This window comes from Streptomyces sp. NPDC059456 (assembly GCF_042750055.1).
Classification (GTDB): domain Bacteria; phylum Actinomycetota; class Actinomycetes; order Streptomycetales; family Streptomycetaceae; genus Streptomyces.
The window spans coordinates 1-16,910 of sequence record NZ_JBHYVA010000055.1; the positions used below are offsets into that span (position 1 = coordinate 1).

16 protein-coding genes and 3 tRNA genes are annotated in these 16,910 nt (G+C 70.7%); 10 read left to right on the forward strand and 9 right to left on the reverse strand.

Annotated elements, in window-relative coordinates; translation table 11 throughout:
• Positions 1-537: 537 nt before the first annotated feature.
• Positions 538-744 carry a developmental transcriptional regulator BldC gene (gene bldC / locus ACFXA3_RS07965; protein WP_003949541.1) on the reverse strand — a complete coding sequence of 69 codons (207 nt, stop codon included), beginning with the start codon at positions 742-744 and terminating at the stop codon, positions 538-540.
• 556 nt (positions 745-1,300) lie between these two features.
• Positions 1,301-2,155 (reverse strand): hypothetical protein, encoded by an 855-nt coding sequence (locus ACFXA3_RS07970; RefSeq protein WP_385183543.1) that lies wholly within the window; start codon positions 2,153-2,155, stop codon positions 1,301-1,303.
• 207 nt (positions 2,156-2,362) lie between these two features.
• Here ACFXA3_RS07970 and ACFXA3_RS07975 point away from each other — a divergent pair, with 207 nt between their 5' ends.
• Both ACFXA3_RS07975 and ACFXA3_RS07980 read left to right on the forward strand, forming a co-directional pair.
• Complete coding sequence (locus tag ACFXA3_RS07975; protein WP_385183546.1) at positions 2,363-3,484, forward strand: Leu/Phe/Val dehydrogenase; 1,122 nt, start codon at positions 2,363-2,365, stop codon at positions 3,482-3,484.
• Positions 3,485-3,766: 282 nt separating this feature from the next.
• Positions 3,767-4,033: a DUF3073 domain-containing protein gene (locus ACFXA3_RS07980; protein ID WP_054225301.1), complete on the forward strand. Its 267-nt coding sequence runs from the start codon at positions 3,767-3,769 to the stop codon at positions 4,031-4,033.
• Between the two features lie 138 nt (positions 4,034-4,171).
• Here ACFXA3_RS07980 and purM read toward each other — a convergent pair whose 3' ends face one another.
• Together purM and purF are read right to left on the reverse strand one after the other, a co-directional pair.
• Positions 4,172-5,242 (reverse strand): phosphoribosylformylglycinamidine cyclo-ligase, encoded by a 1,071-nt coding sequence (gene purM / locus ACFXA3_RS07985; protein ID WP_385183549.1) that lies wholly within the window; start codon positions 5,240-5,242, stop codon positions 4,172-4,174.
• A 115-nt stretch (positions 5,243-5,357) separates the two neighbouring features.
• Entirely contained in the window at positions 5,358-6,875 is a 1,518-nt protein-coding gene (gene purF, locus ACFXA3_RS07990; RefSeq protein ID WP_054225299.1) for an amidophosphoribosyltransferase, read from the reverse strand.
• A 147-nt stretch (positions 6,876-7,022) separates the two neighbouring features.
• Here purF and ACFXA3_RS07995 point away from each other — a divergent pair, with 147 nt between their 5' ends.
• Both ACFXA3_RS07995 and ACFXA3_RS08000 read left to right on the forward strand, forming a co-directional pair.
• Complete coding sequence (locus ACFXA3_RS07995; protein WP_376193687.1) at positions 7,023-7,118, forward strand: putative leader peptide; 96 nt, start codon at positions 7,023-7,025, stop codon at positions 7,116-7,118.
• A gap of 125 nt (positions 7,119-7,243) precedes the next feature.
• Positions 7,244-8,668 (forward strand): sulfatase-like hydrolase/transferase, encoded by a 1,425-nt coding sequence (locus ACFXA3_RS08000; protein ID WP_385183552.1) that lies wholly within the window; start codon positions 7,244-7,246, stop codon positions 8,666-8,668.
• A 24-nt stretch (positions 8,669-8,692) separates the two neighbouring features.
• Here the strand turns inward: ACFXA3_RS08000 and ACFXA3_RS08005 are convergent, their stop codons facing one another.
• From ACFXA3_RS08005 to purS, 5 genes are all read right to left on the reverse strand, one after another.
• The gene (locus tag ACFXA3_RS08005; RefSeq protein WP_385183555.1) at positions 8,693-9,499 is read right to left on the reverse strand and encodes an META domain-containing protein; all 807 of its coding nucleotides are present in this window, start codon (positions 9,497-9,499) and stop codon (positions 8,693-8,695) included.
• 60 nt (positions 9,500-9,559) lie between these two features.
• On the reverse strand, positions 9,560-10,351 hold the full coding sequence (locus ACFXA3_RS08010) for a sterol carrier family protein (protein ID WP_385183558.1): 792 nt from the start codon (positions 10,349-10,351) through the stop codon (positions 9,560-9,562).
• A 239-nt stretch (positions 10,352-10,590) separates the two neighbouring features.
• Positions 10,591-12,840: a phosphoribosylformylglycinamidine synthase subunit PurL gene (gene purL / locus ACFXA3_RS08015; RefSeq protein WP_385183560.1), complete on the reverse strand. Its 2,250-nt coding sequence runs from the start codon at positions 12,838-12,840 to the stop codon at positions 10,591-10,593.
• Positions 12,837-13,517, reverse strand: a complete 681-nt coding sequence (gene purQ / locus ACFXA3_RS08020; RefSeq protein WP_266627844.1) for a phosphoribosylformylglycinamidine synthase subunit PurQ — start codon at positions 13,515-13,517, stop codon at positions 12,837-12,839. Before purQ ends, purL begins: the two co-directional genes overlap by 4 nt.
• A 2-nt stretch (positions 13,518-13,519) precedes the next feature.
• Positions 13,520-13,771, reverse strand: a complete 252-nt coding sequence (gene purS, locus ACFXA3_RS08025; protein ID WP_008740952.1) for a phosphoribosylformylglycinamidine synthase subunit PurS — start codon at positions 13,769-13,771, stop codon at positions 13,520-13,522.
• Between the two features lie 324 nt (positions 13,772-14,095).
• Here purS and ACFXA3_RS08030 point away from each other — a divergent pair, with 324 nt between their 5' ends.
• The 6 genes from ACFXA3_RS08030 (at position 14,096) to ACFXA3_RS08055 (ending at position 16,864) form a co-directional block, all read left to right on the forward strand.
• Positions 14,096-14,413, forward strand: a complete 318-nt coding sequence (locus ACFXA3_RS08030) for an Lsr2 family protein (RefSeq protein ID WP_054225293.1) — start codon at positions 14,096-14,098, stop codon at positions 14,411-14,413.
• A gap of 100 nt (positions 14,414-14,513) precedes the next feature.
• A tRNA-Gly gene (locus ACFXA3_RS08035) sits at positions 14,514-14,585 on the forward strand.
• An 80-nt stretch (positions 14,586-14,665) separates the two neighbouring features.
• A tRNA-Gly gene (locus ACFXA3_RS08040) sits at positions 14,666-14,738 on the forward strand.
• Between the two features lie 193 nt (positions 14,739-14,931).
• Positions 14,932-16,158, forward strand: a complete 1,227-nt coding sequence (locus ACFXA3_RS08045; RefSeq protein WP_385183564.1) for a sensor histidine kinase — start codon at positions 14,932-14,934, stop codon at positions 16,156-16,158.
• A complete protein-coding gene (locus ACFXA3_RS08050; RefSeq protein ID WP_385183567.1) occupies positions 16,155-16,766 on the forward strand; it encodes a response regulator in 612 nt (203 codons plus the stop codon). Before ACFXA3_RS08045 ends, ACFXA3_RS08050 begins: the two co-directional genes overlap by 4 nt.
• Positions 16,767-16,788: 22 nt before the next feature.
• Positions 16,789-16,864 (forward strand) — tRNA-Gly (locus ACFXA3_RS08055).
• The last annotated feature ends 46 nt before the right edge of the window (positions 16,865-16,910 follow it).

Consider the following 16,910-nt stretch of genomic DNA (forward strand, 5'->3'; position numbering starts at 1 on the left):
GCCCCTCGGCGGCTGCGCCGCCCACGGCCTCCCCCGCGCCCTCCGGGGGCCCCTGAGGGCCCGCCAGGGGCCGCGCGAGCCGCTCCGGGGCATCCCGGCGGGAGTGATCACCTCGGGGCGGCGCGGGCGTCACTCCGCGGCAACCTCCCCAACGGCCCCGTCCGGGAAAATCCCCCGTCCGCATGAGGCGCTCTGCGACGCACGTCCCCTTACGGGTGCATTGAGCGTTGGACAAGAGTGACAGCCTGTGACGGGAGTCACCACATGAGTTTTTGAGACTCGCACTTTTATCGCACCCATACGCGTGCTCGATTTAATATGTGCAATGGCACCTACCCCGCCGGCGCTCCGCACCAGCACGATCCCACCCCGCCCCCGGGCATAAAAAGATCGCGCTGGACCCGGCGGAGTCCAGCGCGATCGAACGCCGAGAGCCTGTTGGGGCAGGTCCGGACGTTTGAAGCCATGTGGGTTTCATCGGATTGGGGGACCCGATTCAAGCCCGGTAAAGCGGGGTGCTTACGTGCTTGCGCGACCTCAGGCCTCGCTGCGCTGCTGCGGAATTCCCGCGAGCAGAGCGCGAACCTCGGCCTCGCGGTATCGGCGGTGTCCACCCAGGGTGCGGATGGACGTGAGCTTGCCAGCCTTGGCCCAGCGGGTGACCGTCTTCGGGTCCACGCGGAACATCGTGGCAACCTCAGCCGGGGTCAGCAGCGGCTCGGCATCAGGGGTGCGAGCGGTCATGAGCGGCCTCCTCGGGAGAACCGAACCATCTCGGTTCTTTCCTCTAAATTCTGCACCTTGGCCCGCGTTGCCCGAAATGGACATACGCGGGCCGAGTCGGTTATAGGACGAACGGCTTGTCCTCGGCACTACAACTACACCATCCGTCCAGCCGTGACGGCCAAACCGATGGAATTGCCCTCCGAGGTGTTCATCAGCGGCGGAAGCCGATGGACCGTCCCATAACGGACAGTCACCCCACTGTGACGATCAGTCACAGAGCGATCAGGAGTCGTCAGGACCCCCCGTAGAGTGCAATGCCGAGCATTCCGCCCTTACTTGGGCGGAAGGAACCCTCCCCGGACTCCTTGTCCTATTTTGGCACGAGGGTAGGGGAAGGGCGCAAGGGTGTGGTTAGTGCGGTCCGTCACGCTTGGGCCAATGGCCCGTATCGGGACGTAGGTCCTGGCACTAAGACCCGAATGGGGCGATCAGGCCACTGATCTGCCGCTTATGGCAGATCAGACGATACGCACGGTACGCGAGACCCGTGCCGCCGCGCTGCACCTGCGCCGGGTCAGTTCGCGAAGAGCCGCTCCCGGACCTCCCGCCAGCGCTCCGCCAGCTCCCCGTACGCCTCCGCCGCCCCGGCCCCGTCCCCGGCGCGCAGCGCCGCGATGCCCACCGCCACGTCCCGGGCGGACCGGTCGGTGCGCAGCCGGTCCGCCGGCAGTGCGTGGACGAGCCCCCCGTAGTCCAGTTCGACCATCGACCGCGGGTGGAACTCCTCCAGCCAGCTGCCGACGTCCACCAGCCCCTCCGCGAGCCCCGCGTACCCCTCGGCCTCCCGCAGGATCCGCAGCCCCCGCGCGAGCCGCCGCCGGGCCTGCACCATCGGCGTCCGGTAGCGCATCCGCTCGCCCGGCACGTACTCCCGCTCGTCATCGGCCACCAGCACGAACCAGCGCAGCGGCACCTGCCACACCGCGGTGCGGATCCACGGGCGCGCGTCCGGGTTCCGCTCGCGCCAGCGCTCGTACTCCTCGGCCGCCCGCCGCCGCGCGACCGGCGGGAGCGCCGCGTCCAGCACCGGGAGCGGGAACTGGTCGGCCAGCTCCTGGAGCGCCAGCCAGCCGCGCAGTCTGGTCCGCCACGGGCAGACCAGCAGCACCCCGTCCACCTCCGCCGTGAAGGCGTCAGCGCTCTCGTGCGCGGGCACCCCGACCACCGGGACCCGGACCAAATCGGAGAGGGAGCGGCGCAGTTCGTCCTGGGCGGTGGGCACCACCGCGCGCCGGGCGTACGAGGCCCAGTGCGTGCGCTCCGGCTCCGCGAAGGCCGCCAGGGGCTCGTAGACGCGCAGGTAGGAGGCGTACGGGACGGTCGGCGCGGAGCGCGCCGAGGGCAGCTTGGGCTCGGAGGATTCGCTCACGTCCTCGTCCTCCCCCGCGCCGCCGGGAGCTACGCGCCGGGCACCCGCCGACCCCGCCGCCGGGGCCGCCCGTACTGCGGGAGTGTCCCGATCTCCGGACAGGTCGCCTGCGCACGCCCCACAGGTCTTACTCTGCTCCCAGCACGCCCTCCCCCACCCGCAGGGCGGGCGTCATTCCGCCGCATCTCTTCCATGGGAGTCACCACCGTGACCGAAATGACCGACGGCGTCCTGCACACCCTGTTCCGTTCGGAACAGGGCGGCCACGAGCAAGTCGTGCTGTGCCAGGACCGAGCCACTGGCCTGAAGGCCGTCATCGCGATCCACTCCACCGCCCTGGGCCCGGCCCTCGGCGGTACCCGCTTCCACGCGTACGCCTCGGACGAGGAAGCCGTCCTCGACGCGCTGAACCTCTCGCGCGGCATGTCGTACAAGAACGCCCTCGCCGGTCTCGACCTCGGCGGCGGCAAGGCCGTCATCATCGGCGACCCCGACGTCCTGAAGTCCGAGGAACTGCTGCTGGCCTACGGCCGGTTCGTGGAGTCCCTCGGCGGCCGCTACGTGACGGCCTGCGACGTCGGCACGTACGTGGCGGACATGGACGTCGTGGCCCGCGAGACCCGCTGGGCGACCGGCCGCTCCCCCGAGAACGGCGGCGCCGGCGACTCCTCGGTCCTCACCGCCTTCGGTGTCTTCCAGGGCATGCGGGCCAGCGCCCAGCACCTGTGGGGCGACCCGACCCTGCGCGGCCGCAAGGTGGCCGTGGCCGGCGTCGGCAAGGTCGGCCACTACCTGGTCGAGCACCTCCTGGAGGACGGCGCCGAGGTCGTGATCACGGATGTGCGCGAGGAGTCGCTGCGCCGCGTCCTCGACAAGCACCCGCAGGTCACCGTCGCGGCCGACACGGACGCGCTGATCCGCACCGAGGGCCTGGACATCTACGCCCCCTGTGCCCTCGGCGGCGCGCTGAACGACGTGTCGGTACCCGCCCTGACCGCCAAGGTCGTGTGCGGCGCCGCGAACAACCAGCTCGCCCACCCGGGTGTGGAGAAGGACCTCGCGGACCGCGGAATCCTTTACGCGCCCGACTACGTGGTGAACGCGGGCGGTGTCATCCAGGTCGCCGACGAGCTGCACGGCTTCGACTTCGACCGCTGCAAGGCCAAGGCCACGAAGATCTTCGACACCACGCTGGAGATCTTCGCTCGTGCGAAGGCGGACGGCATTCCGCCGGCCGCTGCGGCCGACCGGATCGCCGAGCAGCGGATGGCGGACGCCCGCGCCGCGAAGGCCGCGAAGGGCTCGGCTCCGGCCGTCGACCCGTCGTAACGGCACCTGACGTGCGCCCGCCGGGGTTGCGGCGAGACGGAACTCACTGCGCTTCGGCGGGTCGTGCGCCAGGAAAGGGTTAAAATCGCAGCTGACCAGCGAGGACGGGGTGCCTCATTGGTCCTGCACCGTGGCACGTCATGCGGGCGGCGTACCGTATGGCCGCGGAAGCAGGTACCGTTAAACCCCTACGGACGGTCTCTCCACGGAGAGCCCGCTCCGAACCATGAACGCGTGTCAGACTCTGGGGCCGTCGAGCCCCGTCACCGAGGGGGTCGAGCCATGGGGCGCGGCCGGGCCAAGGCCAAGCAGACAAAGGTCGCCCGCCAGCTGAAGTACAACAGCGGCGGGACTGACCTCTCGCGTCTGGCCAATGAGCTGGGCGCATCGCCGACGGAACCGCTGCTGCCTGTCAGCGAGCCGGTCGAAGTCGATGACGATCTGGACGACGACGACCCGTACGCCAGGTACGCGGATCTGTACAACAGCGATGATGACGACGACGAGGACGAAGAGTCCGGCCCGTCTCAGCAGCGCCGCGGCGCTTGACGCTCTCGCGTCTCTTTGCGCGTCTGAACCAAGCAGGTGGCAGCCCCGGCTGACCCCGGCTGAGCAACACATGAACCCGGTCCAGGGCCTCGCCCCAGGACCGGGTTTCAGTGTTGTCCGGTGCCGTCTCCGGGCGCCTCAGCCCGCGTAGGTGCCGGTCAGGGTCGCGCCCTCGGTGTGCTCGCCGCGGTCCAGGATCTCTCCCGCGACCCAGGCCTCGACACCCCGGTCGGCCAGCGCGGTCAGCGCCACCTCCACCGACTCCTGCGGGACCACGGCCATCATGCCGACGCCCATGTTCAGGGTCTTCTCCAGCTCCAGCTGCTCGACCCGACCGGCCTTGCCGACCAGGTCGAAGACCGCACCCGGGGTCCAGGTCGAACGGTCGACCGTCGCGTGCAGGTGGTCCGGGATGACCCGGGCCAGGTTCGCCGCGAGCCCGCCGCCGGTGATGTGCGAGTACGCGTGCACCTCGGCCGTACGGGTGAGAGCCATGCAGTCCAGCGAGTAGATCTTGGTGGGCTCCAGGAGCTCCTCGCCGAGGGTCCGGCCGAGCTCGTCCACGTGCTGGTCGAGCGACATGCCGGCACGGTCGAAGAGGACGTGCCGGACCAGCGAGTACCCGTTCGAGTGAAGGCCGGACGATGCCATCGCGATGACGGCGTCACCCGTACGGATGCGATCCGCGCCGAGCAGGCGGTCGTACTCGACGACACCGGTGCCGGCACCGGCCACGTCGAAGTCGTCCGGACCCAGCAGACCCGGGTGCTCGGCGGTTTCGCCGCCCACCAGGGCGCAGCCGGCGAGGACGCAGCCCTCGGCGATGCCCTTGACGATCGCCGCGACACGCTCGGGGTGGACCTTGCCCACGCAGATGTAGTCGGTCATGAAGAGCGGCTCGGCGCCGCACACGACGATGTCGTCCATGACCATCGCGACCAGGTCGTGGCCGATGGTGTCGTACACGCCGAGCTGGCGGGCGATGTCCACCTTCGTGCCGACCCCGTCGGTGGCGGAGGCCAGCAGCGGGCGCTCGTAGCGCTTGAGGGCGGAGGCGTCGAAGAGGCCGGCGAACCCGCCGAGGCCGCCGAGGACCTCGGGGCGCTGCGTCTTCTTCACCCACTCCTTCATCAGCTCGACGGCGCGGTCGCCCGCTTCGATGTCGACGCCGGCGGCTGCGTAGCTGGCACCGGTGGTCTTCTCTGTCATGACAGGCGAGAGCTTTCGTGTCGTTGCTGCGTGTGGTGCCGGGCCCTGGGAGAAGCCTCAAAGACAGCGCCCGGCGCAGGTGGAGCAGGGCCGGCCCGAAGGCCGGCCCTCGGGCTTACGGGCGCCGGAGCGCGTCGGCGGCGTCGGAGCCGCCCGCGAGCTCGTTCTCCAGGAGCTGCTTGCCCAGGAGCTGCGGGTCGGGCAGCTCCATGGGGTACTCGCCGTCGAAGCAGGCACGGCAGAGGTTCGGCTTCTGGATGGTCGTCGCCTCGATCATCGAGTCGAGCGAGATGTACGAGAGCGAGTCCGCGCCCAGCGACGTGGCGATCTCGTCGACCGTCATGCCGTTGGCGATCAGCTCGGCCCGGGTGGCGAAGTCGATGCCGAAGAAGCACGGCCACTTCACCGGCGGCGAGGAGATCCGGATGTGGACCTCGGCCGCGCCGGCCTCGCGGAGCATCTTGACCAGGGCGCGCTGGGTGTTGCCGCGGACGATCGAGTCGTCGACGACCACCAGGCGCTTGCCCCGGATGACTTCCTTGAGGGGGTTGAGCTTCAGGCGGATGCCCAGCTGGCGGATCGTCTGCGAGGGCTGGATGAAGGTCCGGCCCACGTAGGCGTTCTTGACCAGGCCGGAGCCGTACGGGATCCCGCTCGCCTCGGCGTAGCCGACGGCGGCGGGCGTGCCGGATTCCGGCGTCGCTATCACCAGGTCGGCGTCGACCGGGGCTTCCTTGGCCAGGCGCCGGCCCATCTCGACACGCGAGAGGTAGACGTTCCGGCCGGCGATGTCGGTGTCCGGGCGCGCCAGGTAGACGTACTCGAACACACACCCCTTGGGCTTTGCTTCCGCGAAGCGGGAGGTGCGCAGACCGTTCTCGTCGATCGCGATGAGCTCGCCCGGCTCGACCTCGCGGACGAAGCTGGCGCCGCAGATGTCGAGGGCGGCGGTCTCACTCGCGACCACCCAGCCGCGCTCCAGGCGGCCGAGGACCAGCGGGCGGATGCCCTGCGGGTCACGGGCGGTGTAGAGGGTTCCCTCGTCCATGAACACGAGCGAGAACGCACCCTTGACCTGAGGCAGGACCTTGGCGGCCGACTCCTCGATGGTCAGGGGCTTGCCCTCGTCGTCCGTCTGGCCGGCCAGCAGGGCGGTGACCAGGTCGGTGTCGTTGGTGGCCGCCACCTGGGTGGCACGGCCGTCCTGACGGGGGAGGTCGGCGACCATCTCGGCAAGCTCGGCGGTGTTCACCAGGTTGCCGTTGTGACCCAGGGCAATGGAGCCGTGGGCGGTCGCGCGGAAGGTGGGCTGAGCGTTCTCCCAGACGGAGGCTCCGGTGGTCGAGTAGCGGGCGTGACCGACCGCGATATGACCCTGGAGCGAGCCGAGAGAGGTTTCGTCGAAGACTTGGGAAACGAGGCCCATGTCCTTGAAGACGAGGATCTGGGAACCGTTGCTCACAGCGATTCCCGCGGACTCTTGTCCACGGTGCTGCAGCGCATACAGTCCGAAGTAGGTGAGCTTGGCGACCTCTTCACCCGGAGCCCAGACACCGAAGACGCCGCAAGCGTCCTGGGGGCCCTTTTCGCCGGGGAGCAGGTCGTGGTTGAGTCGTCCATCACCACGAGGCACGCTTCCGAGTGTAGGCGAGATCGACCACTGGTCCGAATTGGGGACGGCCGGGAAATGTCACAGCACAGAGGGTGACGGGGTGCCTCCGTCTTGCTATTCGGATCATTTGTTGACATCTACGAGGGCATTCGTACAGGCTCTCGCCCCATGCAGCCCTTCGGTGACCGTGCCGTCACCCTCGTCGAGCGCCGACACGTGGACCTTGTCCGTGTCGCGAGCGCCATCTGTCGCTGTTCCGCGTAGCCGCAACTCTTCTTCCCCCCTTCACGTTTCCGTTCTTTCCGCTCCGCCCCGGCCTGCCCCGCCGTGCCGCGCGCCGTCCCGCGCCCCGCCGGGGGCGGGCGGGCGAGCCGCGTCTTGGAGTACCTGTGTCTTCGCACAACAGCAAGCTGTCCCGCCGTGCCTTCGGGGGCGCCGTCGGAGCGACCGTGGCCGCCGCCGCGACGGGGCTGGAAACCACCCCCGCCCGGGCCGCCGGAGCCCCGTCCGAGGGGTCTCCGGAGCGGGAGTTCCACGCCTCCCGCGGCCGGCAGTCCCGCCGGCCCAACATCCTGTTCGTCCTGGGCGACGACCTCGGCTGGGCCGACCTGTCCTCGTACGGCTCCCCGCACGTCAAGACGCCGAACCTGGACCGGCTCGCCCGCCAGGGCGTCCGCTTCACCGACGCCTACTCCGGCTCCGCGACCTGCTCGCCGACCCGGTTCAGCCTCTACACCGGGCGCTACCCGGCCCGGACCGAGGGCGGGCTCGCCGAACCGATCGCCGACCGGAGCGTCGGCCTGGAACCCACCCACCCGACGCTGGCCTCGCTGCTCGGGTCGGCCGGGTACGCGACGGCCCTGATCGGCAAGTGGCACGCGGGCTACCTGCCCGACTACAGCCCGACCAGGTCCGGCTGGGACGAGTTCTTCGGGAACTTCGGCGGCGCCCTGGAGTACTACTCCAAGCTCGGCCTGGCCGGCGAGTACGACCTCTACGAGGGCGACGCCGAGTACAAGGACCTGCGCTACTACACGCGGATCATCACCGAGCGGGCGAGCGAGTACGTCTCCCGCGACCACCAGGGCAAGCCGTGGCTGCTCAACCTCAACTTCACCACCCCACACTGGCCGTGGATCGCCGACGGGGACACCGCGGAGAGCGCCGGGATCGTCCGGCGGATCAAGGCGGGCGACCAGCGCGCGCTGTGGCACCAGGACGGCGGCTCGGTGGACAAGTACCGGCAGATGGTCGAGGACCTCGACCGGTCCGTCGGCGAGGTGCTGAAGGCCCTGAAGCGCTCCGGGCAGGAGGAGGACACCCTGGTCGTCTTCTCCAGCGACAACGGCGGCGAGCGGTTCTCGTACAACTGGCCGCTCTCCGGCAACAAGGCGTCCCTCCAGGAGGGCGGGATCCGCGTGCCGAACATCCTGCGCTGGCCGGCCCGCATCGACGGCGGCCAGGTCAGCCGGCTGCCGGTGTTCAGCCCGGACTGGACGGCGACCCTGCTGGAGGTGGCCGGGGCGCGCCCGCACCCCGCGTACCCCCTGGACGGCGTGAGCCTCGCCGGATACCTGTTGCGCGGCGAGAAGGTCGCCGAGCGGAACCTGTTCTGGCGGGTGCGCGGCGAGCGGGCCCTGCGCCGCGGGGACTGGAAGTACTACCGCGGCAAGACGGGCCGGGACCAGCTGTTCAACCTGGCCGGGGACCAGCGCGAGCAGGCCGACAGGGCGGCCCTGGAGCCGGCCCGGCTCGCGGAGCTGCGCACGGCCTGGGAGCGGACGGACGCGGGGCTGCTCCCCTATCCGGCCTGACCCCCGGGCGGCGGGCGCGGCCGGTCATTCCGTGGCCGAGGCCCCCTGCGCGACCAGGCCACGGCCGTCGGGCGCGGTGAGGGTGAGGGTGCGGCCCCGGATGCTCCAGGTGAGCGGATCGGCGGCGAACAGCTCGGTCAGTTTCCGCTCGACCTCGCCCACCGCGCCCTCGCAGGCCATCCGGGTCGTGGTCAGCGGTCCGACCGTGAGCCGGGCGCCGTCGCCGGTGGCCTGGGCGCTGAACCGGTTGCAGCCGAGGCTGCCGCTCACGGCGAGGCCTGCGGTCAGCCGGAACCGCGCCTTGCCCGCGGCCTCGGCGGGCAGCGGGGACACGGTGTCGCCGGTGACCAGGGACTCGACGGTCCACCAGGTGTCGTGCATGGGGGCGTCCGGGACCGGGGGCTTCGTGCTCATCGCGATCGTGCTCCCGTCGGAGGTCTTCAGGGTGAGCCGGTCGGGCCCCCGGTCGATGGTGAGCCGGCCCTTGAAGAGCCGGGAGAACTCCTTCTCGAACTCCATGGCCGGGCAGGACCTCAGCCCCGTGGTGCCGGGCGTGACGGTCACCGCGGAGCTGCCGGAGAAGGAGACCGTCGCCGTGAAGCCGTTGCAGCCGTAGTCGCCCGTGGCGTCCTTGTCCGTGAGGTGGACGCGGGCGTTCTCGGGCGCGTGCAGGGTGCGGCCGCCGGTGGTCAGGGACTCGACGGCCCACGAGCCCTTGGGGTCGGGAAGCGTGCCGGATTCGCCCTTCCCGGCCCCGCTGCACGCGGTGAGGGCGAGCGCGAGGGCCGATGCGGCGGCCAGACCGGTCGGGACACGGCGGAAGGTGGGCATGTGAGGCATGTTCCTGGGACGGACCGGACTCCGGAGCGGTTCCACCGCGCAGGCCTCCGGTCAGCTCATCACGGGCAGCAGCGCCGACAGGTCGGCCCGTTCGCCACTGGCCCTGACCTGCGCGTCCTCGACGGCCGCGGCCCAGTGCACACGGCCCGTGGCCAGCCGGAGGAAGGTCAGCGGGTCCGTCTCCACCACGTTGGGCGGGGTGCCGCGGGTGTGCCGCGGGCCCTCGATGCACTGGACCACCGCGAAGGGCGGGATCCGCACCTCCACCGAGCCGCCCGGGGCCTTGAGCGCGAGGGCGTCGGCGAGCAGCCGGGTGCAGGCGGCCAGGGCCTGCCGCTCGACGGGGATGTCCACGCCGGCGGCCCGGGCCAGGTCGTCGGTGTGCACGACCAGTTCCACGGTCCGGGTGACGAGGAAGTCGGCCAGGGTCATGTCCCCGATCCACAGGTCCAGTACCCGGCTGCCGGGGTGGGCGGCCAGCGCCTCGGCCATCCGGGCGGCGGCGCGCTCGTACAGTTCGGGCAGCGGGGCGCCGTCGAGGGTCTCCCTGGCCGCCTCGGCGATCTTCCCGGCGAGGGAGGCGGTGGCGGAGGGCCATTCGACGGCCGTCAGTTCCGGCACGGCGGCCGGGGGGCGGGCCAGTCCGACGGCCAGCGAGTCGGCGATCCACGCGATGTGCGCGGCGAGTTCGGCGACGCTCCACTCCCCGACACCGCTGGGACGGGCGAGCTGCTCGTCGCTCAACTCCCGTACGGCGTCGGCCACATGCCCGAACTGCGCGGTGACGGCGGCACGGATCTTCGCGGCGTCGTAGGTACGCGCCCTCTTCTTGGCGGGTGGCATGGGCCGACCCTATCCGGCACGGCCGACACCGGCACGGCCCCGCCACGCAGCCCGCCACGCGGCCCGGCAGACGCGGCCCGGCAGACGCAGCCCCGTAGGCGCAGCCGCGTAGGCGCAGCCGCGTAGGCGCAGCCGCGTAGGCGCAGCCCCGCAAGCGCAGCCGCGCCCCCTCAGCGGGCCGGGCACGCCCGAGCCCCCGCCCGCAGACCGCGGACGGGGGCTCTGGAGCGACAGCGGGATCAGGCGAGCAGCGCCGGGATCGTCGCCTCGTGAGCGGTACGCAGCTCCGCGAGCGGAATCGTGAACTCGCCCTGGACCTCGATCTCCTCGCCGTCCACCACGCCGATGCGGGTGGCGGGCAGGCCGCGCGCACCGCACATGTCGGTGAAGCGGAGCTCCTCGCTGCGCGGGACGGCCACGATGGCACGGCCCGCCGACTCGGAGAACAGGAAGGTGAACGCGTCCAGGCCCTCCGGGACCACGATCCGCGCACCGTTGCCGCCCTTGAGGCAGGACTCGGTGAGCGCCTGGATCACGCCGCCGTCGGACAGGTCGTGCGCCGCGTCGACCATGCCGTCGCGGGACGCCGAGATCAGGATCTCGCCGAGCAGCTTCTCGCGGCCCAGGTCCACCTTGGGCGGCATGCCGCCGAGGTGGTCGTGGACGACCTGGGACCAGGCCGAGCCGCCGAACTCCTCGGCCGTGTCGCCCAGCAGGTACAGCAGCTGGCCGGCCTCCGCGAACGCCATCGGCGTACGGCGGTTGACGTCGTCGATCACGCCGAGGACCGCCACGACCGGGGTCGGGTGGATCGCGGTCTCACCGGTCTGGTTGTACAGCGAGACGTTGCCGCCGGTCACCGGGGTGCCCAGCTCCAGGCAGCCGTCCGCGAGACCGCGGGTGGCCTCGGCGAACTGCCACATGACGCCCGGGTCCTCCGGCGAACCGAAGTTGAGGCAGTCGGAGATGGCGAGCGGCTTGGCACCGGTCGCGGCGACGTTGCGGTACGCCTCCGCCAGCGCGAGCTGCGCACCCGTGTACGGGTCGAGCTTCGCGAAGCGGCCGTTGCCGTCGGTGGCCATGGCCACGCCGAGGTTGGACTCCTCGTCGATGCGGACCATGCCCGCGTCCTCGGGCTGCGACAGGACGGTGTTGCCCTGAACGAACCGGTCGTACTGGTCGGTGACCCAGGACTTCGAGGCCTGGTTCGGGGACGAGACCAGCGCCAGGACCTGCGCGCGGAGCTCCTCGGAGGTCTGCGGCCGGGGCAGCAGGCCCGCGTCGTCGGCCTGGAGGGCGTCCTGCCACTCGGGGCGCGCGTACGGGCGGTGGTACACCGGGCCCTCGTGGGCGACGGTGCCCGGCGGCACGTCCACGATCTGCTCGCCGTGCCAGAAGATCTCCAGGCGCTCGCCGTCGGTCACCTCACCGATGACGGTGGCGATGACGTCCCACTTCTCGCAGATCTCCATGAAGCGCCCGACGTGCTGCGGCTCGACGATCGCGCACATGCGCTCCTGCGACTCGCTCATGAGGATTTCCTCGGGCGAGAGCGTCGCGTCGCGCAGCGGGACGGTGTCCAGCTCGACGCGCATGCCGCCGGAACCGGCGGAGGCCAGCTCGGAGGTGGCGCAGGAGAGCCCGGCGCCGCCGAGGTCCTGGATGCCCGCGACCAGCTTCTCCTTGAAGATCTCCAGGGTGCACTCGATGAGGAGCTTCTCCTGGAACGGGTCGCCGACCTGGACGGCGGGGCGCTTGGTGGGCTTGGAGTCGTCGAACGTCTCCGAGGCCAGCACGGAGACGCCGCCGATGCCGTCGCCGCCCGTGCGGGCGCCGTAGAGGATGACCTTGTTGCCGGGGCCGGAGGCCTTGGCGAGGTGGATGTCCTCGTGCTTCATCACGCCGATGCAGCCGGCGTTGACCAGCGGGTTGCCCTGGTAGCAGGCGTCGAAGACGACCTCGCCGCCGATGTTCGGCAGGCCCAGGCAGTTGCCGTAGCCGCCGATGCCCGCGACCACGCCCGGCAGGACGCGCTTGGTGTCGGGGTGGTCGGCCGCGCCGAAGCGCAGCGGGTCGACGACCGCGACCGGGCGGGCGCCCATGGCGAGGATGTCGCGGACGATGCCGCCGACGCCGGTGGCCGCGCCCTGGTAGGGCTCGATGTACGACGGGTGGTTGTGCGACTCGACCTTGAAGGTGACCGCGTAACCCTGGCCGACGTCGACGACGCCCGCGTTCTCGCCGATGCCGACGAGCATGGCGTCGTTCTGCGGGACCTTCTCGCCGAACTGCTTCAGGTGGACCTTGCTGCTCTTGTACGAGCAGTGCTCGGACCACATGACCGAGTACATGGCGAGCTCGGCACCGGTGGGCCGGCGGCCGAGGATCTCGCGGATCCGGGCGTACTCGTCCTCCTTGAGGCCGAGTTCCTTCCAGGGCTGGGAGGCGTCCGGGGTTTCGGTGGCGTTCTTGACGGTGTCGAGGCTCATGCGCTGACCAGCTTCTTCAGGACCGAGGTGAAGAACGGGAGGCCGTCGGTTCGGCCCGTCCCGATCAGCGGCTCGACCGCGTGCTCGGGGTGCGGCATGAGGCCGACGACGTTGCCCGCGGCGTTGGTGATGCCGGCGATGTCGCGGAGCGACCCGTTGGGGTTCACGTCCACGTACCGGAAGGCCACGCGGCCCTCGGCCTCCAGCTCGTCGAGGACGCGCTCGTCTGCGACGTAGCGGCCGTCCATGTTCTTGAGCGGTACGGAGATCTCCTGGCCGGCGGTGTAGTCGCCGGTCCACGCGGTCTCCGCGTTCTCCACCCGCAGCTTCTGGTCGCGGCAGATGAAGTGCAGGTGGTTGTTCCGGAGCATCGCCCCCGGCAGCAGGTGGGCCTCGGTGAGGATCTGGAAGCCGTTGCAGATGCCGAGGACGGGCATGCCGCCCTTGGCCTGCTCGATGATGGTCTCCATCACCGGCGAGAACCGGGAGATGGCTCCGGCGCGCAGGTAGTCCCCGTAGGAGAAGCCGCCCGCGAGGACGACCGCGTCGACCTGGTGCAGGTCCTTGTCGCGGTGCCACAGCGAAACCGGCTCCGCCCCCGCGAGGCGGACGGCGCGCAGCGAGTCACGGTCGTCGAGCGTTCCGGGGAACGTGACGACTCCGATGCGAGTGGTCACCGTCAGGCCTCGACCTTCACGGTGAAGTCTTCGATGACGGTGTTGGCGAGGAACGTTTCGGCCATCTTGTGGATGCGGTCGAGGGCGGCCTGGTCGACCGGTCCCTCCACTTCCAGCTCGAAACGCTTCCCCTGGCGGACGTCGGCGATGCCCTCGAAGCCCAGGCGCGGCAGTGCACGCTGCACCGCCTGGCCCTGGGGGTCGAGGATCTCCGGCTTGAGCATGACGTCGACTACGACGCGTGCCACTGGCACTCCCGATGAGGTGGTTGGTGCGAAGGCGGTTCCCTCAGCGTACCCGGCCGAAATTTCTACGCGGGTAGATATCCGCGGCCCGCGATCGGGCGGCGGTTTCGGCTTCACCAACGCTTCGCAAAATCCACCGGAAAACCACGCGCCCGGGATTGCGGCGGGACACGCGGAGACAATTAACTGGGCTTCGCAATGCAATGGGAATCGCGGTACAAAGGATTCCACCGGGATTCCGGCGGAATGATGCATTGCTCCGAAACATCCACACAGGCGACATCACCGCACGTCCCGACGGGTGGGCGGTGTCGCGCGAAGGGACCGATATCCGTGGCGCAGCGCGTAGTAGTCACGATCTCCGACGACATCGACGGCGGAGAAGCGGCGGAAACGGTCACGTTCGGCCTGGACGGTAAGTCGTACGAGATCGATCTCAATCTGGCCAACGCAAAGAAACTGCGGAAGAGCCTCGCGCCGTTCGTGGAGGCCGGGCGCCGGCAGGCCCGTTCCGGGAAGACGTACAAGCACACCTCGCTGGCCCCGGACCCGGCGGTCGTCCGCGCCTGGGCCCGCTCCAACGACCTCGACGTACCCCCGCGCGGCCGGATCCCCAAGCGGGTCTACGCGGCGTACAACGAGGCCCACTGAGGGCGGACCTGAGGGCGGATTTGCCATCCACCCCCTCCGATCCGCTAGTGTGTGGATCACGCCGAGGGGCCAGACCGCAGGTCAAAGCCCCGAAGGTCGTGCGGGTGTAGTTCAGTAGCAGAACACCCCCCTTCCAGGGGGGAGGCGCAGTGTGCAATCCCTGTCACCCGCTCTGCACGCTTTACCGACCACTCCGGTGGATCGGGTAGAGTGATGCACGCATCGCAGCGACACTCGTGTCGCCGCAAGCATGCGGACGTAGCTCAGTTGGTAGAGCACCACCTTGCCAAGGTGGATGTCGCGCGTTCGAGTCGCGTCGTCCGCTCAGAGGACAAAGGCCCTGATCATTGATCAGGGCCTTTGTCGTATGCCGTGCGCGAATGCGGTGCGATGGGTGCTGACAAATGTCATCGGTGGTGATGACGGCGCGCACTGTCCCTTCCCGCGGGCCGCCGCGAGGCTGGAGTCGTGCACGGCGGCGACCGCCGGAAGGTGATCGTTGATCGGGGGACGGGACCGTGTCGAAGCTGACCGGGTGGTGGCGCGACCGCAGCAGCGCGGCCAAGATCGAGCTCTACACCCGCTGGTCGCTGCACTTCTTCGTGGTCCTCGAAGCGTTCTCGGTGCTCGTCGGCCTCGCCCCCGAGGGTCCCCGCCCCGTCACCGGCGCCCTGCTGCTGCCCCTGTGCGCCCAGATCGCACTGAGCGGCGTGCTGGCCTCCAGGGCGCTGGACTGGGTCCTCGGCCGCCGTGAGCGTCCCGTACGCCTGGCGGTGGGCCTGACGGTACTCACCGCCGCACTCGCGGTCGCCGTCCTCGTCCTGCGTTCCGCCGGCGCCATCTCCCACGCGGGCGTGGGCCCCTCGCTCGTGGTCAACACGGTCGCGTTCGCCTCGGGCTCGCTGACGCTGGCCCTGAGGCGGGTGTGGCACATGCTCTGCGTGGCCCCCGTCGCGGCGGTGGCCGCCGGCGTCGCGGCCGCGGCGGCCGGCCTTCCCCTGCCGGTCGCGTTCGGCTACGGGGTCGGCCTCCTCCTCACCTGCACCCTGCTGACCCTGGCCTGCGGTTTCTCCTCGTGGCTGCTGAAGACGGTGTACGAGCTCGACAGCGCCCGGGAGCTCCAGGCGCAGCTCGCCGTCGCCGAGGAGCGGCTGCGCTTCGGGCGGGACCTGCACGACGTGATGGGCCGCAACCTGGCGGTGATCGCCCTCAAGAGCGAGCTGGCGGTCCAGCTGGCCCGGCGCGAACGCCCGGAGGCCGTGGACCAGATGATCGAGGTGCAGCGGATCGCCCGGGAATCGCAGCGCGAGGTGCGGGACGTCGTACGCGGCTACCGCGCGGCGGATCTCACCGTGGAACTGGAGGGCGCCCGCGGGGTGCTCAGCGCGGCCGGGATGGACTGCCGCGTCGAGGTGGAGACGGACCGGGCGCTGCGCCCCGAAGTGCAGTCGGCGCTGGGCTGGGTGGTCCGCGAGGCGACCACGAACGTCCTGCGGCACGGGGACGCCCGCAGCTGTGTGATCCGGCTCACGGCGCCCGCCGGGGGTGCGCTGACGCTGCTGGTGGAGAACGACGGCGCCCCCGACACTCCGGCCGGACCGCCGGGTTCCGGCCTCGCGGGACTGCGGGAGCGGCTCGCGGTGCTGGACGGCACGCTGGAGGCCGGCCCGGTCGGCGACGGCCGGTTCCGGCTGCGGGCGCGGATACCGGGCGGACAACTGCGAGGACTGGAGGTGCGGGCATGAGCCCCGTACGCGTACTGCTGGCCGACGACGAGCACCTGATCCGCGGCGCGCTCGCCGCGCTGCTGGCTCTGGAGGACGATCTGCTGGTCGTCGCGGAGGCGGCCTCGGGTCCGGAGGCCCTCGCGATGGCGCGGGCCCACCGGCCGGACGTGGCGGTGCTGGACCTGCAGATGCCGGGGGCGGACGGTGTGAGCGTCGCCACATCGCTGCGGGCCGAACTCCCCGACTGCAAAACCATGATCGTGACCAGTCACGGCCGGCCCGGGCACCTGAAGCGGGCCCTCGCGGCCGGGGTGCGGGCCTTCGCCCCGAAGACGGTGTCGGCGCAGCGGCTGGCCGAGCTGATCCGGACCGTGCACGCCGGAGGCCGTTACGTGGATCCCGAGTTGGCGGCGGACGCGATCAGCGCCGGGGACTCCCCGCTGACCGCGCGCGAGGCCGAGGTGCTCGAACTCGCGGGGGACGGGGCGCCGATCGCGGAGATCGCGGAGCGGGCCTCCCTCTCGCAGGGGACCGTACGGAACTACCTGTCGTCGGCGGCTTCGAAGCTCGGGGCGGAGAACCGCCACACGGCAGTGCGTCTCGCACGCGAGCGAGGTTGGGTATAGTGGTTCTCGCGTTACCACGCAGGCGGACATAGCTCAGTTGGTAGAGCACCACCTTGCCAAGGTGGATGTCGCGCGTTCGAGTCGCGTTGTCCGCTCCATCGGGAAACGCGCCCCCGGCCCCGCGCGCGGGGGGGTGTGTGTGAG

Coding starts and splice junctions, on each gene's coding strand:
- ACFXA3_RS08005 (WP_385183555.1), bottom strand. CDS start 9,499: ATGCCCACCTTCCGCCGTGTCCCGACCGGTCTGGCCGCCGCATCGGCC.
- purM (WP_385183549.1), bottom strand. CDS start 5,242: ATGACAGAGAAGACCACCGGTGCCAGCTACGCAGCCGCCGGCGTCGAC.
- ACFXA3_RS08050 (WP_385183567.1), top strand. CDS start 16,155: ATGAGCCCCGTACGCGTACTGCTGGCCGACGACGAGCACCTGATCCGC.
- ACFXA3_RS07995 (WP_376193687.1), top strand. CDS start 7,023: ATGCAGCCCTTCGGTGACCGTGCCGTCACCCTCGTCGAGCGCCGACAC.
- ACFXA3_RS08010 (WP_385183558.1), bottom strand. CDS start 10,351: ATGCCACCCGCCAAGAAGAGGGCGCGTACCTACGACGCCGCGAAGATC.
- purL (WP_385183560.1), bottom strand. CDS start 12,840: ATGAGCCTCGACACCGTCAAGAACGCCACCGAAACCCCGGACGCCTCC.
- bldC (WP_003949541.1), bottom strand. CDS start 744: ATGACCGCTCGCACCCCTGATGCCGAGCCGCTGCTGACCCCGGCTGAG.
- ACFXA3_RS07980 (WP_054225301.1), top strand. CDS start 3,767: ATGGGGCGCGGCCGGGCCAAGGCCAAGCAGACAAAGGTCGCCCGCCAG.